The following is a 24,541-nucleotide window of genomic DNA, read 5'->3' on the forward strand; positions in this document are numbered from 1 at the left end:
CCTTACCGGGGGGCCATGACCATGATCATCTGACGGCCTTCCAGCTTGGGATGCTGCTCGACCCGGATGAGCTCCCCCAGTTCCTCGCTGACGCGCCGGAGCACGTCGATACCGAGATCCTGGTGAGCCATCTCGCGACCGCGGAAGCGGAGCGTGACCTTGACCTTGTCCCCCTCGATGAGGAACTTCTTCGCGGCGCGAAGCTTGACCTGATAGTCGTGCTCGTCGATGTTCGGGCGCATCTTGATCTCTTTGATCTCGATGACCTTCTGCTTCTTCTTCGCCTCGTTCTTCTTTTTCTGGGCCTCGTACTTGAACTTGCCCAGATCCAGAATTTTACAGACCGGGGGGTCTGCGTTGGGCGAGATCTCGACCAGGTCGAGACCGGCGGCTTCCGCGCGGCTCAGGGCGTCACGGGTGGAAACCACGCCGACGTTTTCTCCGTGCTCGTCAATCAGGCGGACTTCAGGAATTCTGATGTCCCTGTTGGCGCGCGGTCCATCCTTGGACGGCGGCGCCTGCATCGGTGGTCTGGCGATGTTACCTTCTCCTTGTATCGTTAACGGGTCTTGTGCACGCGTGCGGCGTTCCGGTTTCGCAGGTCCGGCGGAACGGCCTCAGTCACAAATGTATCGATCGCCTGTTCAAGTGCAAGAATTTCTTGCTCCCTTCCGCCCGGACGGCGGACAGCGACGGTCCGTTCTGCGGCTTCCCGGGCCCCCACGACCAGCATGGCGGGAACTTTGGCCACGGTGTGCTCGCGGACTTTGTAGTTGATCTTCTCATTGCGGATGTCGAGCTCGACCCGGAGTCCCTGCTCCCGGAGCGCCTGCGCGACCTCTTCCGCCCAGGCATCCGCCTCGGAGGTGATGGTGGCCACCACGACCTGGGTCGGCGCCAGCCACATGGGGAAGCGTCCGGCCACGTGCTCGATCAGGATGCCCATGAAGCGCTCGAAGGTGCCCAGGACCGCGCGGTGGATCATGACCGGGCGCTGCTTGGTGCCGTCCTCGGCCACGTAGTGGGCGTCCAGGCGCTCGGGCAGGATGAAGTCGACCTGAAGCGTGCCGCACTGCCAGTCGCGGCCGATGGCGTCGCGCAGGACGAACTCGAGCTTGGGACCGTAGAAGGCGCCCTCGCCGGGGTTGAGGGTCGTTTCCAGGCCGGCCGCCTCGGTGGCGTTCTTGAGCGCGCCCTCGGCCCGGTCCCAGGTCTCGTCGGATCCGGCGCGGACCTCGGGGCGGTCCGAGAACTTGACCCGGATGTCCGTGAAGCCCAGGTCGTCATAGACGCTCTTGAGCAGGTCGCAGAACGCCTTCGTTTCGGAAACGATCTGGTCCTCGGTGCAGAAGATGTGGGCGTCGTCCTGGACGAAGGCCCGCACGCGCATCAGGCCGTGCAGCGCGCCCGAGGGCTCGTTGCGGTGGCACGAGCCGAACTCGGCCATGCGCAGGGGCAGATCGCGGTAGCTCTTGATGCCCTGACGGAAGATCTGGACGTGACACGGGCAGTTCATGGGCTTGACGGCGAGAATCCGGTCCTCGGATTCGCTGATGAACATGTTCTCGCGGAACTTTTCCCAGTGGCCGGACTTTTCCCACAAGGTCCGGTCCACCAGAACCGGCGTGTTGACCTCGACGTAGCCCGCCTGCTGCTGGCGGCGGCGGATGTAGTCCTGAAGCGCGCGGTAGATGACCCAGCCCTTCGGGTGCCAGAACACGCCGCCCTGGGCCTCCTCCTGAAGGTGGAACAGGTCCAGCTCGGCGCCCAGACGGCGGTGGTCCCGGCGCTCGGCCTCCTCCAGGCGCTCCAGGTAGGCCTTCAGGGACTTGTCGTCCGGCCAGGCCGTGCCGTAGATGCGCTGGAGCTGCGGGTTGCGGTGGTCACCGCGCCAGTAGGCGCCCGCCAGCTTCATCAGCTTGAAGGCCTTGCCCAGCTTGCCCGTGGAGGGCAGGTGAGGCCCGCGGCACAGGTCCAGCCAGTCGCCCTGGCGGTAGACGGTGATGGGCTCGCTCTCGGGCAGATCCCGGATCAGCTCGGCCTTGAAGGTCTCGCCGCGCTCCTCGAACCAGCGGATGGCGTCGTTGCGGTCCCAGACCTCGCGCTCGATGGGCAGATCCCGGGCCACGATCTCGCGCATGCGCTCCTCGATCTTCTCGAAGTCGGTCGTGGAGAAGGGCTCGTCGCGGGCGAAGTCGTAGTAAAACCCGTTCTCGATGGACGGGCCGATGGTCACCTGCGTGCCGGGAAACAGCTCCTGCACCGCCTGGGCCATCACGTGGGCCGCGTCGTGGCGGATCAGGTCAACGCCCGCGTCATCCTTCGCGGTGACGATGGACACCTGCGCGTCGGTCTCGATGGGTCGGGTGAGGTCGATCATGTCCCCGTTGACGGTAACGGCAAGGGCGGCTTTGGCAAGACCGGGGCCGATCGACTGCGCGATCTCCGCACCGGTCACAGGACCGGGGAACTCGCGAACCTGACCATCGGGCAACGTAATGGCGACCATAACGCGGACAACCTTCTTTCTGGAAACGAGAGACAAAAGGATCCGGGAGAAAACACCCGAACCCTGTCCGGACGGGCGGACAGCAAACGAATGCCTGTCCGGGCGGCATCCGAAAGGGACAGCCGGCCCCTGTGTCCGGGGGCTGGGTTCGGAGGCCGCGCGAGACCACACGGCGTCCGGACAGAAGAAAACCGGCTCGGCGGACTTTAAGGCTCCGGGAGGGTGAATTCAAGAACAAGCGCAGGGCGCACGCATATTGGAGCGCGCTCCGGCGGGTCTCCACCTTGCAAAACCGTAACCCCGCCATCCCGGGGGCGGTTTTTTCCTCCGGCCGAGGGCGTGTCCGGGCAGGACATTGATTCAAAACACGAACGCAGCCCGTTGTATCGGAATGGCATCCCCGGGTTGCTGTCCGGCGTATGACGTCAAGTTAAGTGGAGTCCGGGCGCGCGGAGGCGCACTATTGTCGGCATAGGGAATGGGTGACCCGACCTCCGGGTCTCCTGATCGTTTTCCTTCCTTCGACTACCTCCGGTAAAATCCACTTGCGGGGCCAGCCTTCTGGTCCCGCTTTTTTTTGTGCCGCCGTCCGGGCGCGAGCGCTCCCGGTGCCCGTGCCCGTGCACAAAGGGGCGACGGGCTCCGCTGTCAGTCTGCCGGGGACTCGGGACTGACGGGGGCGCCGGTGTGCGGAGCCTCCGGCGTGGGGCCGGTGAACCGGGCGCCGATCAGGAATTCCACGTTGCCGTTGGGGCCGGTGATGGGGCTGGGGACGATCCCGTCCACGATCCAGCCCGGCAGGCCGCTGACCCAGTCGCGAATTCGGGCGCAGACCTCGGCGTGCAGCTCCGGGTCGCGCACCACGCCGCCCTTGCCCACGTTTTCGCGGCCCACCTCGAACTGGGGCTTGATCAGCGCCACCAGGATGGCTCCGTTCGCGGCCAGGCCCAGGGGGGCCTCCAGCACGGTTCTCAGGCCGATGAAGCTCGCGTCGCAGACAATGGCGTCCACGGGGTCCGGGAGGAGGGTCCGGTCCAGATAGCGGGCGTTTGTGCGCTCCATGACCACGACCCGGGGGTCGGTCCGGAGCTTCTGGGCCAGCTGGCCGTAGCCCACGTCCACCGCATGGACCCGTCGGGCGCCCCGGGACAAAAGCACATCCGTGAAGCCTCCGGTGGAGGCCCCCACGTCCAGGGCGACCCGGTCCGTCACATCGTATCCGAAGTGGTCCAGTCCCGAGTCCAGCTTGATCCCGCCCCGGGAGACCCACGGGTGCGGCTGCCCCTTCAGGGACAGCTCGATATCCTGGGCGACCTGGGCCCCGGCCTTGTCCAGCCGGCGGTCTCCGCTGAAGACCTGCCCGGCAAGCACAAGGGCCGCAGCGCGGGTGCGGGTGTCCGACAGCCCCCGGTCCACCAGGAGCTGGTCGAGGCGGATTTTTTTCGGCTTTGGTGTCACCCTCAGCCCCGGGCCGCCTTCTTGTCCGACACGGCGGCGGCCGGTGCGATCATCTCGCGCACGGTGGCCACGATGGCGGTGTGGTCGATGCCGGCGGCGGCGCGCTGGCTGGCGGGGGTGCCGTGGGGGAAGAACTCGTCCGGAATGTAGAGGCCGCGGACCTTGAGCGCCCCGCTGTCCAGCAGGCCCCGGTTCATCAGGCCCGTCGAGACGTGGGAGACAAAGCCGCCGATGGAGCCTTCCTCCACAAGGAGAAGGGCCTCGTGGGAGCGGGCCAGGGACTCGATCAGATCCCAGTCCAGGGGCTTCATGAAGCGGGCGTCCGCCACGGTGGGGGTGATACCCTCGCGGGCCAGGGTGTCGGCGGCCTCGAGACAGGTCTCAAGGCGGGTGCCGATGGACAGGATGGCCACCCGGGAGCCCTCGCGGACAACGCGCCCCTTGCCGATTTCCAGGATTTGCGGAGGCTCGGGGAGTGTGACCCCCACGCCCTCGCCCCGGGGGTAGCGGATCACGAACGGGCCGTCGTTGAAGGCCGCCGCCGTGTGGACCATGTGGACCAGATCCGCCTCGTCGGCGGCGCAGGCGATTACCAGATCCGGGATGCAGCCCATGAAGGCCATGTCAAAGACACCGCAGTGGGTGGCGCCGTCGGCCCCCACGAACCCGGCCCGGTCGATGCCGAAGCGCACCGGCAGCTTCTGCAGGGCCACGTCGTGGACCACCTGGTCAAAGCCCCGTTGCAGGAACGAGGAGTACAGGGCCACGAAGGGCTTCAGGCCCTCGCAGGCCAGCCCCGCGGCAAAGGTCACGGCGTGCTGTTCGGCAATGCCCACGTCGAAGTAGCGGTCCGGGCAGGCCTCGGCGAACATGTCGAGGCCGGTGCCCGAGGGCATGGCCGCGGTAATGGCCACGATGGAGGGATCCCGGGTGGCCTCGTGCAGGAGGGTCCGGCCGAACACGCTGGTGTAGCTGGGCTTCTGGGACTTGGAGGTCTCCATCTCGCCGGTGCGGATGTCGAAGCGCGAGACGCCGTGGTAGCGGTCCGGGGCTTCCTCCGCCGGGCCGTAGCCCATGCCCTTGCGGGTGACGACGTGGATCAGCACCGGGCCCTCCCGGTCCGAATCCCGGACATTGCGCAGGACCGGAACCAGGTGCTCCATGCGGTGGCCGTCGATGGGGCCCACGTAGTAGAAGCCCAGCTCCTCGAACAGGGTTCCGGAGCCGGTGACGAAGGACCGGGCGTACTCCTCGGCCCGCCGGGCGGTGCGCTCCAGCGGCTTGGGCAGGTGGGAGGCCATGCCCCGGGCGAGCTCACGGAAGGACAGGAAGCTCTTGGAGCTCAGCAGGCGCGAGAGGTAGGCGCTCATGGCGCCGACCGGGGGCGCGATGGACATGTCGTTGTCGTTCAGGATCACGATCAGGCGGGCCTGCATGGCGCCCGCGTTGTTCAGGGCCTCGTAGGCCATGCCCGCGCTCATGGAGCCGTCGCCGATGACCGCAATCACGTGGCGCTTGTCGCCCAGGATCCGGGCGCCCGCGGCCATGCCCAGGCCGGCGGAGATGGACGTGGACGAGTGCCCCGCCCCGAACGGGTCGTAGGGGCTTTCGTGCCGGTGGGTGAAGCCCGAGGCTCCCCCCGCCTGGCGCAGGGTTTCCATGGCCTCGCGTCGTCCGGTCAGGATCTTGTGGGGGTAGCTCTGGTGACCGACGTCCCAGATCAGCCGGTCCTCGGGGGTGTTGAACACGTGATGGAGCGCGGTCGTCAGTTCCACCACCCCAAGGCTGGCACTGAGGTGGCCCCCATTGCGCGAGACAACCCGGATGATTTCCGAGCGGACCTCGGCCGACAACTGTTCAAGCTGGAGAAGCGTCAGGTCGCGCATGTCCTGGGGGTCGCGGATCTGGTCAAGCATGGGCGTTTCGGATTGCAATGTCACGCGGTGGTCCTCCGGGGGTAACGGAACGTGTCTTGAAAGCGCGCCTCTGCCAGCATCCGGGAACGAAAGGGGGGCGCTCCCGGGTGCCGGTCCGGAACAGATGTTCCGGGACGGTCACCGGATGGTCGGGCGCTCCGGAGCGGCGGAGACCCGTGCATGGATCCGGAAGTCACTCCGGTACGGGGTCTCCGCCGGATCGCTTCTCCGTTCCTTCTGAAGAAACCGGAGCGGTCCGTCAATCAAAATCCGGCCCGTGCCGGGGGCCGGAGCGGTGGTGTCAGGTGCCGGTCAGTTCTGCCGCTCGACGACAAAACGGGCAACCGCACGCAGGAGATCGGCCTTTTCATCAAAGACTTCCAGATGCCGCACGGCCTGGTCGGCGAGCATGCGGGCCTGCTCGCGGGCGCGCTCAAGCCCCAGGAGGGACACGAAGGTCACCTTTCCGGCGGCCTGGTCCTTTCCGGCGGTCTTGCCCAGTTCCTCGGTGGAGCCCTCCACGTCCAGGATGTCGTCCGCAATCTGGAACGCAAGGCCCAGATCCCGCGAGAAGTTCCCCAGGGCCTGGCGCAGCGGGCGCGCGGCCTTTCCGAGGATCGCGCCGGACACGCAGCCGAACCCGATCAGGCGGCCCGTCTTCATCGCGTGCATGCGGGTGATGGCGGCCATGTCCTGGTTCTGGTCCAGGAGACCGCGCTCGGCCATCAGGTCGATCATCTGCCCGCCGATCATGCCGCGGGCTCCCGAGGCAAGGGCCAGCTCGGTGACCAGCTCGCAGCGGACAGAGGGGTCCGAGTGGGTGCCGGTCAGGGCCAGAACCTCGAAGGCCTTCGTCAGCAGGCCGTCCCCGGCGAGAATGGCGGTGGCCTCGTCCCACTTCCGGTGAACGGTGGGGCGGCCGCGGCGCAGGTCGTCGTTGTCCATGGCCGGCAGGTCGTCGTGGACCAGCGAGTAGCAGTGGATCATCTCAAGAGCCGCCGCCACGTTGAGCGCGCAGGAGTTGGCAACCGTGAACAGGGACGCCGACTGCATGACAAGGAACGGCCGCAGTCTCTTGCCCCCGTCCAGGGAGGCATAGCGCATGGCCTGGATCACGCGGTCTTCCGGGTCTCCGGTCTCGGCCATCAGGGAATCGAGGTGATCGTTCACAGCCTGGGCGGCCAGGCGCATCTCTTCGTTCAAACGGGTCACGGAAGCGGATCCTTGTTTTCAAGACTTGGGGGAAGCAGGGGCGGCAGTGAGGCCTGTCACTCGGTGCCGAAGGGCGCCAGACCGGTTTCCCCCTCGGGGGTGCGGGCGATGCTCTCGACGCTCATGCGGGCCTCGGCCAGGCGCGTCTCGCACCGCCGCCGCAGGGCGACACCGCGCTCATAGAAGCGGACGGCGCTCTCCAGGTCGACGCTTCCCGCCTCCAACTGGCGCACGATGCTCTCCAGCTCGGCCAGGGCCTGCTCGAAGGTGAGAGTGTCGATTGCGGGCATGCCGTCGGTTCCGGCATCGGCGGAGGCCGTTTTCGCGGGGTCTTTTTTTGCGCTCATGACGTGGTGCACTCGTGCCTGTTCCGGGAGGGCCGTCAGGCAAAAGGCCCAAACGGTCGCGAATTGTAGCCTTGCGCGGAGGCTCGCGCAACCCGTGCAGCAGAAAAGTTGAGGGGGCGCCCGGAGTCCCGGGGCCGGGTTTCAGGTGTCGGTGGTGGTCTCCGGCAGGGCACGAGCCGGGAGAGCGGTTTGCCCCCCCCACCACCCCGCGCATCAGGGTCTGCGGGGGCAGGGACGGGGCCGGCCGGGAGCATTGATTGTAATAAATATGAAATGCAATTCATTTCCACAGGGGTCTGTGGGATAATCCGGGAGGTCTTTGCTGCGCGGACACGCCGCAGCGTCCAATGCGGGTCCGGTCAGGGCCGGTTCAAACGGAGGCGTGCTATGGGGGATCCGAAACAGTCCACGACGGTGGCCAGAGCCCGCGCGGGGCTGGACACGTGTTTTCCGGACGGGAACCGAGTGTCCATCGGGGCGAAAATCGCTTGGGTCGCTGTGGTCGTGTGTCTTGGGGGAGGGATCGGAGCCGGCCCGGCGTCGGCGTCCCTGTCCTCCGAACATCCGGGGACAGGGGGTGCCGATGTCGAGGCGCCCATGGTCCCGGCCGACGCTCCTGTGGCCCCTGGGTCCGGGGCTCCCGCGTCCCGGGCTCACCCAAATCCCGTCGAGGAGTTCGCCCGCGGGCTCGGCATTCCGGTTGCGACCCTGACCGCGATCGTGGGGAGCATCAGGACCGGCGACACGGCGATGGACGGGGGCATGGACGGGTTGGCCCTCATCCCGTTTCTGAAGAGGAAAGCCGAAGAGTATCTGGATCTGAAAGCCCGCCTGAGCAGCGCTCAGGGGAAGGATCCCAAAGTGGCGCGGATGCGCCGGGACGCCCTCGCGGCGCTTGATGCCGGCCAGTTGGACAAGGCGCAGTGGCTGTTGTGCGAGGCAGCGGTCCACGTGTCCGATGCCCGCGATGCGAAGAAAAAAGCGGGGCAGAGTTCGGACCTCATCCGTTGGGACACTCTTCAGATGGCCCTTCTCCTGAGTGAGGCGGCGGACAGCTACCGGCTTCAGTCGGGGCGGGAGGCCTACCGCGCAGCGATCGGTTTGTACGACTACGCAGCAGAGCTGCTGGCCCCCATCGATGACGGGATCTCCCGTGGCTACCGTTTTCAGCAGGTCCGTGTTCTTGAGGATCTGGGGAACGAGTTCGGGGAGAGAAGGGCTCTGGAGGGCGCGGCCACACTCCTGCGGACGATCCTTTCGCAACTGGACAGGGCTCTGGCTCCGGAAGACTGGGTCCGGGCGCAAAATACCCTGGGCGCCGTGCTCCTGGAACTGGGCGGACAGGGCGGCCGGACGAAGCACCTGGAGGAGGCGGTCGCCGCCTTCCGCGCTGCGCTGGAGGGAACGCCCCGGGGTCGCCCCCTGGCGTGGGCCGGGACACAGGCCAGCCTGGGGGACGCGCTTGTGGCCCTGGGCAATCGGGAACGCGGTACGAGGCATCTGAACGAGGCGGTCGCTGCCTTCCGTGCCGCCCTGGAAGAAAAGACCCGCGACCGTGATCCGGCAGAGTGGGCCAGGATGCAGGCCAGTCTGGGTGGCGCCCTTGCGGCCTTGGGCAACCGGGAAAGCGGTACGGAACACCTGGAGGAGGCGGTGGTCGCCTTTCGCGCCGCACTGGAGGAGATCCACCGCGACCGCCCCATGGCCTGGATCAAGACACAGGTCAACCTGGGCTACGCCCTTGAGGATCTGGCCACGCGGGAAAGCGGTCCGGAGCGCCTGAAGGAGGCCGTCGCCGCCTTCCGCGCTGCGCTGGAAGAGATCCGCCGCGACAGCAGTCCCGGGGAGTGGGCCACGATCCAGACCAATTTGGGCGTCGCGCTTGTGACTCTGAGCAAGCGGGAAAGTAGTGCGGAGCCCATGAAGGAGGCGGTCGCCGCCTTCCGCGCTGCGCTGGACGCAAAACCCCGCGACCGCGATCCGGTGGAGTGGGCCCTGGCACACTACAATCTGGCTGGCACCCTCCTGCAACTGGGTGCGCAAACCCGGGACCCCGAGCCAGTCCGGGAGGCGCTGGGGTCGCTGGCGGCTGCGTACCAGGTTCTGGCCGCATCCCATCCGCCTCACCGTGTTGCCCCCGCCTGTCATGAGCGTATTGATACGGCGCGGCGGGTCCTGGAGGCGCTTGAGTAATTCCCGCTGATCGCCTCCCGGGCCGGGTTTCAGGTGTCGGTGGTGACGTCGTCCCAGTCCTGGTTCCGGTAGCAGGTCAGCCAGTTCAGCATGCGGTGGCGCTCGCGCACCACGCCGGGCTCCAGTCCCGCGGGGGGAGGGGTTCCGTGCAGCGTGGCCTCCACACAGGCCCAGTCATAGCGGTAGATGAGGTCGGCCTGGTCCAGGATTTCCCGGGGACTGCGCAGGCGGGCCTGCCGGGCGAAGGCGGCCAGGGATCCGGCATCCCTGAGGAACCCGAGCATGCCGGGCACGTCACAGATGTGGTCGGGGTAGTCCAGCCGGGGCACGAAGCCCAGCGCCCACAGGGCGGTCCAGTAGCACTCGTAGCGCCAGACGTAGGTGGCCACATCCTGGTCGGTGACATCGTCGCGGGCGAGGAAGGCCAGTTCCCGCGGGGTCATGACCTCCCAGGCCGTTTTCAGGCCGAAGGGCGAGATCACATCCGGGTCGTGGTCCGGGTCGTCGGGGAAAATGGGGGTGAGGATCTGCTCACGGGCAATCTCGACGCACTCGTCGCGGACGAACTCCCCGTAGACCGAGGTGATCAGGATGCCCAGGGACCGCCGGACCACCTCCTCGCAGGTGCGCAGGCGGACCTGGTCGTCCCCCACGATTGGCGGCAGGGAGGGGCACACCGGAATGCCCCGGGCCGCGAGGGTCCGGTGGGAGCGGTCCCGGCGGGCCTCGTTCAGCTCCAGGACGTCCACCACGGTGGAGGGCCGCTGGCCCGGGGGGTCCGGAGGCCGGTAGACCTGCAGGTCACTCTCTCCCGCAAGGTTCAGGACCAGGGTTCCCTGTCCCGTGAGGAACTCGCCTTTGGGGGTCAGCAGGAGCCCGTCCGCCCGGGCGCCCATGTCCGTCAGGCGGCTGACCAGGGTTTCGTCCAGGGTGTCCCTCGGGGGCTCGGCGGTGGCCACGACCACGGTTGTCAGGGACCGCAGGTGGCCCAGAAGCCCGGCCCGGACCGGTTCGCGGGGTGTGGTCACCGAGCCCACAAGGCGGACCAGGGTTGTGATCAGGCGGTGGAAGTGATCGGTCTCGCGCTTGATGTCGATCACCCGGAAAACGGCGCCGGGGCCGGTTTCCGCCGTGGCCAGGATCTGGCCGTCCTCGGGGTCAATGCTCAGGGTGTGGGCGGGCAGGGCGTCCTCGATCATGTCGAACAGGGCGCTGGGGGTCGGTACCGTCAGAAACAGCGTGCATTGCTCCATCGGACTCTCCGGAAAGGGCGGCAGGGGAGGCTACTCCGGACGGCTGTCCTGTTCGCTCTGCAGGCGCTCGCGCTCGCTTTGGGTCAGGCGCTCCCAGGCCCTCGAGGGGTGCTCCCTCTCCTTGCGCTCCATCCCCGAGCGCAGGGTGCCATTGAGAAACGCCGCCGCGTTCCGGTCGGCGCCGGAGGGAAGCGGAGCGTCCGGGTTCCCGACCCAGGACAGGATGTCCGCTGTCACCGCCGCGCCGCCGATATCCCGGGTGAGCATGTGCCAGCCCTCGGGGTAGATGGCCAGCCGGTTGCTTGGCGTGCGCAGGTCCAGCTTGGCCGCGCTGGTGCGCACCGGGCCCGCCGGCACGATCTCGTCGTTCAGGCCGTAGAGAACCAGAACCGGGCCCTCCAGCTCCGCAAAGCGGGCGTAGGCGATGTCCATCACGTCGGTCAGGCCGGCGATGGACTCCACCGTCGGAGCATGGATCCACAGCGGATCCTTCGACAGGCGCTGCAGGAGAGGCACGTTGTTGGTGGCGTAGCGCTCGACCCCGCGGCCGCTGAGCCGCACGCCGGGAAGCAGCTTGCGGGCCACCCACATGGCGGCGGTCATGGGCCAGGACATGGTGGCTCTCGCCCACAGGGCGGGCCCCGAGAGGATCAGTCCCCGGATGGGCACCGTGCTGCGCTCCGGGCCCGTGGTGGCCGCCACCGCAAGGGAGGCCCCCATGCTCTCCCCCATCAGGTAGAGGGGGGTGTCGGGGTAGCGGTCATGCACCGCCCGGAGCGCGGCGCGCACATCGGCGATCAGGGTCTCGTGCCCCGGCCACTGTCCCCGGTCCGGGCTGTGGCCGAAGCCCCGCTGGTCCCACGAGAAGACCGCGATGTTTCGCGCCGCAAGTGAGGGGCCGAACACATCCCAGGCGCCGGAGTGGTCGCAAAAGCCGTGCAGCGCGAGGAAGATGGCCTCTGGCGGCTTTCCGTCCGGAAGCCACGAGCGCAGGGGCATCTTCAGGCTGTCGGGCGCCTGGAACGACGTCTGGTCCATAAGCGGCGGTCCTTTCCAATCTGTCCGGGCGGCCGGTCGGGGCGGATCCCCGGGGGTGTGCGGTTCTCCGGTGTCGGGCGGTGCTCCGGTGGCGGGCATCCGGGCGCATCCTGCAACAAGGACAAGGGCGGCCACCAGACATGCGAGCCCCCGCATCATGCCAGCAACGGGCCGTTCGGACAAATCCTTCCCGGTGCCGGTCATGGAGGGGTCAGGCTCGCGCCGGGCCCGCGGCCCCCGAGCGGGTGAGCTGCAGGAAAACATCCTCGAGGTCCGCCTCGCGGATGGCCATGTCCTCGATCGACAGGCCGGAGTCGTGAAGGGCGCCCAGGATCGAATCCATGGTCAGCGCCCGGGCGTGATAGCACAGGACCAGCGTGCGGCTGTCGCGCCGCTCCATGCCCAGGGCGGCCAGTCGCTCGGGGACCGTATCCACGGGGTCGCGCAGGGTCACGACCAGGCAGCGGGCGTCCACCCGGGCGAGAAGATCGCGGGTCGGCTCACACACCACCACCTGGCCATGGTTGATGATGGCGATGGTGTCGCACAGTTCCTGCGCCTCCTCCAGATAGTGGGTGGTCAGCAAGATGGTGGTGCCCTCGTCGTTCAGGGCGCGGATCATGGACCACAGGTGCTGGCGCAGCTCCACGTCCACTCCGGCGGTGGGCTCGTCCAGGATCAGGATCGGAGGACGGTGCACCATGGCCTTGGCCACCAGAAGCCGACGCTTCATGCCTCCCGACAGGGCCCGGGCGTAGCTGTCCGCCTGGTCCGCGAGGCCCACGGCCTCCAGGAGCTCCATGGTGCGGCGCTCTTTGCGGGGGACGCCGTAAAGCCCGGCCTGCACCGAGAGGATCTCCCGGGGCGTGAAGAACGGGTCGAAGTTCAGCTCCTGGGGCACCACGCCGATGGCCAGGCGGGCGTTGCGCTCGTCCCGGTCCAGGTCCCGGTCCCAGATCCGCACCCGGCCCGAGGTCTTGCGCACCAGGCCGGCCATGATGTTGATCAGGGTGGACTTGCCGGCGCCGTTCGGTCCCAGAAGCCCGAAGAATGCGCCGCGGGGCACGTTCAGGGACACGGAATCGAGGGCGAGCTTGCCCCCGGCGTAGCGTTTCGAGAGCCCCTCGATGCTCAGGGCGGTGTCGGGGGCGGTCAAGGTGGCAGCATCGCGGGCGGTATCGGAGGCGGGCAGGGCGGGGTTCATTGCGGTATAACCAAAAGTTTTTCCGGCCCAAAACGGGCAGGCAGAAAGGACGGGGTGGGCGGGACATCAGTCCTGTATGTGGTGTGTTCCGGGGTCGTCGGGGAGACAAAGTCTCAGGAAAACGCCAGTCAGGATAGGGTGCCAGAGAAAAGTAACAGAAAAAAGTGTGCACTATCTGTTTTTTTGAGGGTGCTCCGGCGCGTGTTTTCCTGGCCGGACGGGCGTCCTGTGTGTTGGCGAGCCCGGCGCCGTTGCTGGGGCGGCGTCACAGGTATCACGGATGCCGGTCGGGCTCCAGCCGGCCCGCGCTCTCTCCCGGCCGGTCCCGCAGGGGGGCTCCGCAGGGGGCTCCCGTCCCGGGTGACGGGCAGGCCACCCCGGAAGGACGGACCGTGGACCGCTGGCGTTGCCGCCGCCGAACCGGGACCGGGTGCCGTCCGGGACCAGGGTGGCGCTGTATTCCCGCGCGACAGCCTCCGCTGCCCTGGGGTATCGCGTGGGGGCCAGGTATCGGACCCGGGCCGGACTGTGCCGATGTCAGAATGTTGCTTTCGGAACCTTGCTCAAAGCTCCAACCCCGCCTCGGACCGGGTGACATCCGACATGCTGGCGTCGGCTCAGACCAGCCCGAAGGCGGCGCGGATCGGCACGCCCGGGCCGAGGCCCGGGATCCGTCGCCGGGTGCGCTGGCGTCAGGCCCGGGATTTCGCTGTGGATGTTACCAGCGATACGTCACGCGGGCGCGGCCGCCGTGGGAGGTGGTGTGGGCCCCATACGCACCGTCGTACATCACGGTCAGGCCCCAGGTGTCGTCCAAGCGCACCTCGGCGCCCACGCCCACCACCGCCGCATCCCGGTCCGCCGGCGTGCCCCGCACGAGGAAGTCATCCGACCCCGCAAGGAACGCCATCCGGCTGGTGGTGTCGATGTCGCCATAGACGTGCTCCCAGCCCAGGTCCAGCTTCAGGACCGCGTTCTCATGCACACGGGCATCCATACGCACACCCACCGTGGAGACCCCCGTATGGCTGGCCTGACTGTGTCCGCGCAGGCCCGCAACACCGCCGCTTTCCGAGAAGCCCTCGGTGTAGCCCATAGCCCACGAGCCTCCGGCAAAGGGCTCCACCATCAGGGCGTCCGTGGCCTGGATCCGCCAGGCGGCCTCGCCCACAACCTGGAACACGTTGGCCCCGTAGTCCGCCTTCAGGCGCTCTCCGAGAGCGGTGCGCCGGCTGTCGATGCCGTGGCGGGTGTAGACGCCCCCAAGGGTCGTGCGGAGCGAGCCCGTGCCCACGTCCCAGACCCGCCCGCCATAGGCCCCGCCCGAGAACGAGTGGATGTCGGCCTTGAACAGGCGGTCCGACACCCGGAAATCCCGGTAGCCGTAGCGGAACAGGTCGCCGGCGAACCAGCCGTCCTCGAAGCTGAAGGTCGCCCCGGCCCGGACGCCCACGCCGCTGGCGGTGGAGCGAGCCGCGTTGCCGTCCCCGTCCCAAGTGTTGTGCACGCCCGAGACCTGGGCCCAGACCCGGTGGTTCTTGCGCAGGCCCGTGGCGGGATCGACCTCAACCGGACCCCGCGACGCCACCTCGAGACGGCCCCCGCCCGGCATCCCGTCCACGGACGGGGCCATGTCGGACAGGGTGTTCATCAGGGTGCGCGAGAGCTCCAGGGCGCCGTGGCGGATCATGTGGCCCACGTTGGCATGCCCGTCGCCGGAGAACAGGTCGAGAAGCCGGATCCCCTCGCTGCGCGAGGCGTTGATCATGGCGTTCTGGACCGGACCGGGGGCCATGGTGCCGATGGCTTCGGCTGTGGCGATCTCGTTCGGGGTCAGGCCCTCCCAGGGAGACGGCGGCACGGGGCCAGGGCCGGGCCCCGGACCGGGACCAGGGCCGGGACCAGGACCGGGCTTCGGCCCCTGGTAGGTGGCCCGCAGGCCGATGGCCGCGGCGTCCTCGCCGTCGGCAACCACCTTGCCATTGGCGTCAAGGCGCACCTGGTCCAGGCTCAGGAACGGCAGGTCCGCCGCCTTGTCCAGGATCGAGAACGTGCCCACGACTTTCCGGGTGTCCTCCCGGGCCACCAGGACCGTGTAGATCTTTTCCGACGCCCAGCCGCTTCCGATGGCCTTGACCACCTTCAGGGTGGAGCCGTCCGGGACGCTCACATCACCCATGCGGACCTCCAGCAGGTCGCTGCGATCCGCCGTGACCCGGACCTGGAGCGTGAACGTCTTGTCGTTCGTATTGAACCCGTTGACCGAGAGGGTGCCGACCGTGTCCTCTGCGCCCGGAGCCACGGTGGTGCCGCTGTTGCCCAGGATCAGCCCGCCGCCCCATGTGAAGGCGCCGCCCAGCGTGCCCCCGTTCAGGGTGAAGGGGCCGGTTGCCCCGGTCTGGTCGCCTGAAAGGAGGACTTTGCCATCACCCTCCTTGAAGACCTTGCCGCCGCCGGACATCTTATCCGTGTAGGCAAGCTCCTTGCCCGCACCGATATCAAAAACGAAGGTGCCCGCGTTCGCAATGTCACCCTTAACGGACTGCCCCCGAACGATCATCGTTGCATCCGTGGCGATGCTATAGCCGTTGGCAAAGTCCAGATTCACATCAAACGTGGCGTTGGCGTTCCCCGTCAGCTCCATTTTCCGGGTGGCCGGGGTGTAGTTGGTCTCCTTGTCCGCCGCCGAGACGATCTCGCCGCCCTTGAACACAAACGTGCCGCCCTTGATCTCCATGCCGGCCACGACCACGCCACCGGCATTGATGTCGACGGTTCCCGTATGCTCCGGGATGAATTCCACCGCGTCGCCCGGGAGGAACACGGTCAGGGTTGTCCCGTCCGGCAGGCGCCACATGTCTGCAATGGTCGTGTTCCACTCATTGCTGCCCCCCACCCACGTCAGCTTTCGGTTTTGCACAGCCCGAGCCACTGTCAGCATCTGAACCGTATCGCCCTTTTCGAGCCAGCCCTGCAGAACCTGGCCGAGGCGCGTGTCGGCAAAGTTCTCGCCCCGATAGGTCAGCCTCACCTTCCCCGCCAGATCCACGCCCGCATCCAGAAGAGCGTATTCCGTCCCCTTGACGTTCGTGAACGACCGGATATCGAGCGTGACCGTCTCGCCCGCCGTCGTCGGCAGGACCACCTTTTCGGCCCGCAGGGTGAGAATCGCCTCTCCCGTTTTCGCCGCGTCCAGATCGAAGGTCAGGGTGGAGCCGGTCTTCAGCGTGATGGTTCCGCCGGTCTCCGCGGTGGGGTTTTCGCCACCATTTCCAGCATAAATTTTGTGGCCGCTCCCCTCAAGATGCAGAAGAGCGGAGGGCTCCAGGGTGAAGGAGGATTTCAGGCCCCGAAGATCGACGGTTGTGCCGCCGGACGCCCCGGCCGCGAAGGCAAGGGTTCCGTTCTTGACCAGAAACTCCGTCCGGCTGTTGTCTTTACCGTCAGTGGTGAAGCGGTTCTCACCTCCAAGCCACCAGATGCTGGCCGCGTCCTTGACGAGGGTGACGGCCCACCCCTCTGTTGCCTGCCCTCCCATGGGATCGGAGCGCATATCCACCGTGCCGCTTCCCGAGACACCGACCTGAAGCATCACATCATCATACCATGCGTCCATATACACGGAGTTGGCACGTCCGTTGGCCATATTGCCACTGAAAAGGATGGCCTTGCCAGCGCCGGGATCGAGCGTAATTGTGCCACCTGCAGAGTATATGGCACCACCTTCGGTGGACGCGGTGTTTCGAAGAAAATTCGCACTGCCGCTAACGACCATCGTCTTCAGATTGTATAAAGCGCCTCCGCGCCCGTTAGGCCCCAGAGCACTGTTTTCAATAAAATCAACGGCACTATTGAAGTAAACGGACCCAATCGAGCTTGAAACCGCCCCACCGATAGCCCTGCTACCGATGTCGTCAGACGAAACCGTGTTCCCAAGAAACTCGGTAAAACCATCAAAGATAATTTTCCCGAAATTGTGCACAGCTCCCCCGCTAGCCAAACCCTTAATGGTTTTCGCGGAATTTCCAGAGAATGACGTCGACCCGAGAAACTTGATCGATCCATATCGATTATTAATAGCACCACCATATGATGCATTTGAAACGTCAGTTTCAAAAATACTCTTATTTAAAGCCTCATTTTCATCAAATTTTACATCACCACTAAACTGAGTTTCTTTCTCATTAACAAAAGCACCACCAGAAACATGAGTGGCACCATTTAATTCGCTTCCAAATAAAACTGATCTATTTTCCTTGAAAGAGGCTGATCCAGAAAAATACATCTTTCCCGAATTGAAAACGGCCCCTCCAGACGCGCTCTTTCCCCCTTTAATCAATTCGGCGCTATTTTTTCTGAAAATAGAATCACCATAAAAGCTGACGATGCCACCGGACTGATTGTGGATCGCGCCACCGCGTGCCTCCGTAGCTGCATCAGAGGACGAGGAGACCGCCTTATTTTCCAGAAATTCGGCGTGCTTATGAAACGCAACAACCGATCCGCCGAAGAGGGCTCCGCCACTGGCAAACTGAGCATCCCCCGTGGTTTCTGCAGAATTGGAGTCAAAAAAAGCATCGTCGAGAAACGAAACAAATGCATACCCCTTACTGTAAACGGCGCCCCCATGAGAATTTGCAGAAGATCCTGACGATGTTGATTTATTTGATAAAAATTTAGATGTTCCCGAAAAAGAAATCTCAGCCTGCTCATTATTGACCGCACCGCCACAGGCGTTACCCATATATCCGTTCGTTTGAGCCGTATTTTCGTTAAAAATAGCTTTTCCTTCAAATTTTATAGTTCCTGAAATTTTGTTAAAAACTGAACCACCTCCAGCGAAAGCAGACTCGCCATCAGCAAACACTGAATTTCTCAAAAATTCAGAATCAGAAAGCACTAATCCTCTTGATTTGTTTGAAATTGCTCCCCCTCTTGCAATACCATCTTTTGAACTTGAATTTCTCGCTCCGTTATAACGGAACACAGAATGCCCCACGATTAAAACGCCTGATGTGGAGCTTTGTATGTCAATCGCTCCGCCCTCAGCTAAACCGCTGGTCTGATCAAGAGTGTTTCCTTGGAACGTGAGCGTCTTTCCGTACGCCACCGAAAGGGTCAACAACACATCGCTTCCCACGACCAGCCGCTGATCCGCAGTGCCCGCGGTTGCGCTGAGCGTCGTGTCGCCGCCAAACGTCAGCTTTCCGGACGATCCGGAAAACGTCAGATCGGACAGCTTGCCGCTGAACTTCGGATCCAGAACCAGTTCGTCCCAGGCCACCTCATCGGTCACGATACATTTACCGTCGCCACTCGGGCAGTCATGGCCGGCAGCGAGCGCTTGACCAGCACCGGTAGCGGTCAGCGCCAGAACAAGGGCCAGACTGGAAAGAGCACAACTGCCCCTATAAACAGGCCTGTTGGCTGGGGACGCGCAGCGACAGCTCAAAACGCACATGATCACGCCTCCGGGTATTGGTGCTGAACCAACAAACGCAGCCAGAAGTCTAGTGTCCCGGTGAAAAAAACATCAAGAATAAAAGGCCCAAAAAACTCACAATGAGTCACTATATTAATTTTTGTGACTTAAGGACAACCACTTGAAAAATGTAATTAATAGCCATATGCTCAGTTTTTCGTGTACAATCTTTTAATTAACATGTTATTTTTGCCCAATGAGATTTTTAAATCCCCCTCCGGTCTGGCCGATCCAAAAGTCCGGTCAGAAATGTTCCTATCTTTGAATGACGTCTCGATGCTCCCGGATACATACCCTCATGCCGGACAAGCGGAGCGGACGTGCCCCAAAACGGGCTCAGTACACAAAAAGCCCCGCCTTTGGGGCGGGGCTTGTGCCGGAGTGGTCCGGGGTAGGACGTCCCGGCCCCGGGCCGAAGCCCGGGCCCTCGCTACCGGTGTTACCAGCGATACGTTACGCGGGCGCGGCCTCCGTGGGAGGTGGTGTGGGCACCATACGCACCGTCGTACATCACCGTCAGGCCCCAGGTGTCGTCCAGACGCACCTCGGCGCCCACACCCACCACCGCCGCATCCCGGTCCGCCGGCGTCCCCCGCACGAGGAAGTCATCCGACCCCGCAAGGAACGCCATCCGGCTGTTGGTGTCGATGTCGCCGTACACGTGCTCCCAGCCCAGGTCCAGCTTCAGGACCGCGTTCTCATGCACCCGGGCGTCCATACGGACCCCCACCGTGGAGACCCCCGTATGGCTGGCCTGGCTGTGCCCGCGCAGGCCCGCAACGCCCCCGCTTTCCGAGAAGCCTTCGGTATAACCCATGGCCCACGAGCCTCCGGCAAAGGGCTCCACCATCAGGGCGTCGGTGGCCTGGATCCGCCAGGCGGCCTCGCCCACAACCTGGAACACGTTCGCCCCGTAGTCCGCCTTCAGGCGCTCGCCCAGAGAGGTGCGCCGGCTGTCGATGCCGTGGCGGGTGTAGACCCCGCCCAGGGTCGTGCGCAGCGAGCCCGTGCCCACGTCCCAGACCTTGCCGCCGTAGGCCCCGGCCGAGAACGAGTGGATGTCGGCCTTGAACAGGCGGTCCGACACCCGGAAATCCCGGTAGCCGTAGCGGAACAGGCCGCCCGCAAACCAGCCGTCCCCGAGGCCAAACGAGGCCCCGGCCCGGACACCCACGCCGCTGGCGGTGGAGCGCGCCGCATTCCCGTCCCCGTCCCAGGTGTTGTGCACGCCCGAGACCTGGGCCCAGACCCGGTGGTTCTTGCGCAGGCCCGTGGCGGGGTCGACCTCAACCGGACCCCGGGAGGCCACCTCGAGGCGGCCCCCGCCCGGCATCCCGTCCACGGACGGCGCCATGTCGGACAGGGTGTTCATCAGGGTGCGCGAGAGCTCCAGGGCGCCGTGGCGGATCATATGCCCCACGTTGGCGTGACCGTCGCCGGAGAACAGGTCCAGAAGGCGCAAGCCCTCGCTGCGCGATGCGTTGATCATGGCGTTCTGGACCGGCCCCGGAGCCATGGTCCCGATGGCTTCGGCTGTTGCGATCTGGTTCGGGGTCATGCCCTCCCAGGGGGACGGCGGCAGCGGGCCAGGGTCCGGGCCGGGACCAGGCCCGGGCTTCGGTCCCTGGTAGGTGGCCCGCAGACCGATGGCCGAGGCGGGCCCCCGCCCGACAATCGGCTTCCCGTCCGCCCCCAGGCGTACCTGCTCGAGGATCAGGAACGGCAGGTCCGCCGCCTTGTCCAGGTGTTTGAAGGTGCCCACGACTTTCTGGCCCCTCTCCCGGGCCACCAGGACCGTGTAGATCTTTTCCGCAGCCCAGCCGCTTCCGATGGCCTCGACCACCTTCAGGGTGGAGCCGGACGGAACGATCACGGTCCCCGAGCGGACCTCCAGAAGGTCGCTGCGATCCGCCGTGACACGAACCTGGAGGGTGAACGCCTTGCCGTTCGTGTCGAACCTGTTGACGGAGAGGGTGCCGACCGTATCGGATGTGCCCGGCGCCACGGTGGTGCCCCTGTTGCCCAGCCTCAGCCCCCCGCCCCACGTGAAGGCGCCGCCCAGCGTGCCCCCGTTCAGGACGAGGCTGCCTGTGGCCCCGGTCTGGTCGCCGGAGAGGACCAGTGTACCCGCTCCGTCTTTCCCGAAGGTTCCGACACCGGTCAAAGGGTTGCCGTAGAGGAACGTCTTGTCTTTGCCGATGTCAAAAACGAACGTCCCGCTGTTGACTATTTTGCCCTCGATGGCGCCACCCCTGACGGTCATTTTGGCGCCGCTGGCGATGTCATAGCCGTTGGCAAAGTTCAGGTCCACGGTGTCCTCGAAGGTGGCGTCCGCGGTCCCGCTCAGCTCCATTTTCCGGGTGGCCGGGGTGTAGTTGGTCTCGTCGCCTGTGGCCGAGACAATCTCGCCGCCCTTGAACAGGAACGTGCCGCCCTTGATCTCCATGCCGGCGACCACCACGCCACCGGCGTTGACGTTGACGGTTCCCGTATGCTCCGGGATGAACTCCACCGCGTCGCCCGGGACGAACACGGTCAGGGTTGTCCCGTCCGGCAGGCGCCATTTGTCTGCGATGGTCGTGTTCCAGTCATTGCTGTCCCCGACCCAGGTCAGTTTCCGGTTCCCACGCTGTTTGACAAGCAGCTTCTGAATCTTCTTGTCGTCGCTCAGCTCCCCAACCAGACTCTCACCCAGTTGCGTGCTGGTGATGTCCTCGCCCCGGTAGGTCAGCTTCAGTTTTCCTGTCAGGTCCACGCCCGCGTCCAGGAGCCAGTACTCGGTGCCCGCAACATTCTTGAACGACCGGATATCGAGCGTGACTGTCTCGCCCGCAGCCGTCGGGAGGATCACGTTTTCCGCCCGAAGAGTAAGGACCGAGGTTTTCTGCCCGGCCTTGTCCAGGTCGTACGTCAGGGTGGAGCCTGCGGCCAGGGTGATGGTCCCGCCCGTCCCTGTATCGGGGTTGAGGCCACCGTTCCCGACCAGAATTTTGTGGCTGTCGCCCACGAGCGAAAGGGTGGCCGGGGCCTCCAGGGTGAAGGCAGACTTCAGGCCCCGGAGATCGACGGTTGTGCCGCCTGCGGTGTCGGCCGCAAAGGCCAGCTCCCCGCGTTTGACCAGAAACTCCGTCCGGCTGTCCGCGTTGTCATCCGTGATGAAGACGTTCTCGCCCCCCAAGGCCCAGGTGCCGGTGCCATCCTTGACGAGAGTAACGGCCCGCCCGCCCGATGCCTGGCCTCCCATGGGATCGGACTTCATGTCCATCCTGCCCGCTCCCTCAACCTTCAGGACGGCATCCATGTTTGTGCTGCCCGATACCCCGCTCACGAGATAAATCGAGTTCGCTTTCCCCCCGGCCGTATTCCCGCTAAAGAGGATCGTCTTGTCAACGGTCTCGGGGGCCAGGGTTATCGTGCCGCCAAGGCTGCAAATGGCACCGCCGCCTGAGGTCGCCTTGTTCCCGGAAAACTCCACCTCACCAAGAATCTCGACCGTTCCCAACTCGTTGTAGAGAGCTCCGCCAAACCCGCTGTTGTTTTTGCTCTCTGCCTCGTTGTCCTTGAAGGAAACGGCACCCGAGATAACGGTCTTGCCCCTCTGGTTATAAATGGCGCCGCCACGCGTGCTGTCCCCGATGGCCTTATTATTCTTGAACTCTCCGCCATTTTTCAGAGTAAAAACACCGGAAAGGCCCATGTTTGATACGGCTCCTCCATTGGCGCGCCCGTTAGTTTCCTCGCTCTGGGCGATATTTTTGGAGAAAGAGGCAAACTGTTCAAGCGTGACGGAATCCTGATTGTTCATGATCGCACCACCAACAGCAGTCCGACCCAGGGCTTTGTTGTCGGTGAATGTCGAGGCCTGAGTCACAGTGACTTTACCGCCGGCGACGAGCGATGCAATTGCTCCCCCGTAGGCGACGCCCTGCTGTGCATTGGTGCTTTTGACCGTATTGGATTCGAAGGTCACGGCGTCGGAAATGGACACCTCACCGCCAAATGAGTTGAAAATCGCCCCACCGTACGCCATGGGACCGACGGCCACGTTATCGCGGAATTCTCCTCCAGCCGCCAGAGTCACCTTGCCCTTTACAGTCGTATTGAAAAGCGCGCCGCCCCGGGAATAACCGAGAGTCCCCGTATGTTCGGCCTTGTTCCCTGTGAACTGGGCGTACTTTTCAAGCGTCACCGTACCATTATTGGTATTCAGAACGGCTCCGCCCTCACTTCTTCCATTTTCACCCGAACCCACAACTTTGTTGTCTGAAAACGATGATTTTTCATTAAGCGTCACCGCTCCTCCATAGTTATAAAGAGCACCGCCTCCGGCAAACCCAGTCTGCACAGTACTCGTGCCGGAGTTGCCCTCAAATTTAGCGACCCCGGCGATTTTCAATATTGACCCGGACCAATTACTGATTGCGCCACCAAGAGCATAAAAGCCAGACACCTCATTGCGAAAGAACTCTGCCGTCTTTTCAAGAGTGACGCCTGCCGGATTTCCGGTGCTGAAAATCGCACCGCCATGGGCTTTTCCAGACCCCGCAGCCGTTGCTGTGTTCCCGGTAAAGCGTGCCGCATCTTTCAAAATCACAGCACCGTCAAGGCTGGCGATCGCTCCACCCCGGCTCAAACCGTCCCGTTCCATGCTGTTGGCAGTATTGTTTTCAAAGGTCGCCGCACCCACAATATTGACGGAGCCAGTAGAGTTGTAAATTGCTCCGCCGTTGGCCTGAGACGCTTGCTTTACGGCTTGAGCGCTGTTGTTTCTGAAGACAGCGGACTCATTGAAAATCGCATCGCCATTACGGTTGGAAAAAGCCCCCCCGTATGCGGCACTGGAGCTTTCAACAACGCGCGCGGTGTTTTCTATAAACTCTATACGTCCCACATAGACAGAACCACCATCGCTGGAGATGGATCCACCGTAGGACAACCCTCTTAGCTTCTGGCTTTCCGAGAGGTTCTTGGTGAAGACAGAGGCGCCGGAGAGGGTTAACGACCCTTTATTGTAAATCGCACCCCCCTCGACAAGAGCATCTGCCTTGCTCAGGCTGTTCTCCATGATTTTCAGGGTTTTGGTGTCTGCCACGGACAGGGTCGCCGTGACACCGCCATCGACAGCCAGACGCTGGTCCGCGCTGCCGGATGTGGCCTGGAGCGTCGTGTCCTCGGAAAAGGTGACCTTTCCTCCCGATCCGGAGAACGTCAGGTCGGACAGATCTCGACTGAACTGCGCGCCCACAAGCTCTTCCCAGGCCACCACGCCCGTGACGGTACAGGTGCCACTACCGCCCGAAGGGCAGTCATAGGCCTGTGCCGACGCCTGCCCGGCCCCGGTGACCGTGAGCGCCAGAGCGAGAGCTACACCATAACGGACACGCATTCGCATCCTATGGTTGTGACTTGAGGCAAAAAAATGCCGCGACTGAGGCATAACAGGACACTCCCGACCGTCTGACTTTTCCGAAAAGATAGAGACCATTAGGTCAGATCGACCAGAAACATCAACACAACACGAACTATAAAAGGCATATTTATATTTACAGTTGCAATTAAACAACCACACAATGAATGTTGATTCTTTTATTTTTCCGTAAACTCGATAGATTTCACGCACTTATATTCAACATAAACATTTAGTTGTTAATATTTACACCAAAATCCGGCATATCAGCTACCTGGGGTTCCGGGGCCGCTGGTGCCGAAACGGCCGGGACTGGGATCCGACGCGCGGGCGATTACATGGCCCGGCCGGCCGCCCGTTCGGCAGAAGCCCGCCAGCGCCCCGCCTGCGCCCCACATGCCCCCATATGGCCGCCCTTGGGCCGCCCCTGTGCCGCGCTGCAGTAACCTCCGGTTTTTCTGGACAGAAAACTGGTGTTTATAAGCGTTATAAACTCTGGTACGGTAACGGATCCTGCAGGCC

The 24,541-nt window shown here is 64.4% G+C and carries 12 protein-coding genes and 1 pseudogene; 1 reads left to right on the forward strand and 12 read right to left on the reverse strand.

What is annotated here, in order from left to right; all coding sequences use genetic code 11:
* Positions 1-2 precede the first annotated feature (2 nt).
* The 6 genes from infC to IHV25_RS07765 form a co-directional block, all read right to left on the reverse strand.
* Positions 3-524, reverse strand: a complete 522-nt coding sequence (gene infC, locus IHV25_RS07740) for a translation initiation factor IF-3 (RefSeq protein WP_192534547.1) — start codon at positions 522-524, stop codon at positions 3-5.
* A 35-nt stretch (positions 525-559) separates the two neighbouring features.
* Positions 560-2,509 (reverse strand): threonine--tRNA ligase, encoded by a 1,950-nt coding sequence (gene thrS / locus IHV25_RS07745; RefSeq protein WP_192534548.1) that lies wholly within the window; start codon positions 2,507-2,509, stop codon positions 560-562.
* A 648-nt stretch (positions 2,510-3,157) separates the two neighbouring features.
* The gene (locus IHV25_RS07750; protein WP_192534549.1) at positions 3,158-3,967 is read right to left on the reverse strand and encodes a TlyA family rRNA (cytidine-2'-O)-methyltransferase; all 810 of its coding nucleotides are present in this window, start codon (positions 3,965-3,967) and stop codon (positions 3,158-3,160) included.
* A 2-nt stretch (positions 3,968-3,969) separates the two neighbouring features.
* Positions 3,970-5,883, reverse strand: a complete 1,914-nt coding sequence (gene dxs / locus IHV25_RS07755; RefSeq protein ID WP_192534550.1) for a 1-deoxy-D-xylulose-5-phosphate synthase — start codon at positions 5,881-5,883, stop codon at positions 3,970-3,972.
* Positions 5,884-6,195: 312 nt separating this feature from the next.
* On the reverse strand, positions 6,196-7,074 hold the full coding sequence (locus tag IHV25_RS07760) for a polyprenyl synthetase family protein (RefSeq protein WP_192534607.1): 879 nt from the start codon (positions 7,072-7,074) through the stop codon (positions 6,196-6,198).
* A gap of 77 nt (positions 7,075-7,151) precedes the next feature.
* On the reverse strand, positions 7,152-7,442 hold the full coding sequence (locus tag IHV25_RS07765; protein WP_420825419.1) for an exodeoxyribonuclease VII small subunit: 291 nt from the start codon (positions 7,440-7,442) through the stop codon (positions 7,152-7,154).
* A 387-nt stretch (positions 7,443-7,829) separates the two neighbouring features.
* On the opposite strand from IHV25_RS07765, the gene IHV25_RS07770 reads away from it, so the two are divergent.
* Positions 7,830-9,635: a tetratricopeptide repeat protein gene (locus IHV25_RS07770; RefSeq protein WP_192534551.1), complete on the forward strand. Its 1,806-nt coding sequence runs from the start codon at positions 7,830-7,832 to the stop codon at positions 9,633-9,635.
* A gap of 29 nt (positions 9,636-9,664) precedes the next feature.
* Here the strand turns inward: IHV25_RS07770 and IHV25_RS07775 are convergent, their stop codons facing one another.
* The 6 genes and pseudogenes from IHV25_RS07775 to IHV25_RS07800 all read right to left on the reverse strand — a co-directional run bounded on the left by IHV25_RS07775 (position 9,665) and on the right by IHV25_RS07800 (position 23,998).
* Positions 9,665-10,888 (reverse strand): DUF4272 domain-containing protein, encoded by a 1,224-nt coding sequence (locus tag IHV25_RS07775; RefSeq protein ID WP_192534552.1) that lies wholly within the window; start codon positions 10,886-10,888, stop codon positions 9,665-9,667.
* A 30-nt stretch (positions 10,889-10,918) separates the two neighbouring features.
* Positions 10,919-11,926: an alpha/beta hydrolase gene (locus tag IHV25_RS07780; protein ID WP_192534553.1), complete on the reverse strand. Its 1,008-nt coding sequence runs from the start codon at positions 11,924-11,926 to the stop codon at positions 10,919-10,921.
* A gap of 211 nt (positions 11,927-12,137) precedes the next feature.
* Positions 12,138-13,130, reverse strand: a complete 993-nt coding sequence (locus IHV25_RS07785; RefSeq protein ID WP_192534554.1) for an ABC transporter ATP-binding protein — start codon at positions 13,128-13,130, stop codon at positions 12,138-12,140.
* Between the two features lie 718 nt (positions 13,131-13,848).
* Entirely contained in the window at positions 13,849-16,776 is a 2,928-nt protein-coding gene (locus tag IHV25_RS07790) for an autotransporter family protein (RefSeq protein WP_192534618.1), read from the reverse strand.
* 54 nt (positions 16,777-16,830) lie between these two features.
* Positions 16,831-18,591, reverse strand: a pseudogene (locus IHV25_RS10735) (hypothetical protein); the annotation flags it as partial.
* Between the two features lie 460 nt (positions 18,592-19,051).
* Positions 19,052-23,998, reverse strand: coding sequence for an autotransporter outer membrane beta-barrel domain-containing protein (locus tag IHV25_RS07800; protein WP_192534555.1), 4,947 nt, complete (start codon positions 23,996-23,998; stop codon positions 19,052-19,054).
* Between the last annotated feature and the right edge of the window lie 543 nt (positions 23,999-24,541).

The organism is Phaeovibrio sulfidiphilus (genome assembly GCF_014861485.1).
GTDB lineage: Bacteria > Pseudomonadota > Alphaproteobacteria > Rhodospirillales > Rhodospirillaceae > Phaeovibrio > Phaeovibrio sulfidiphilus.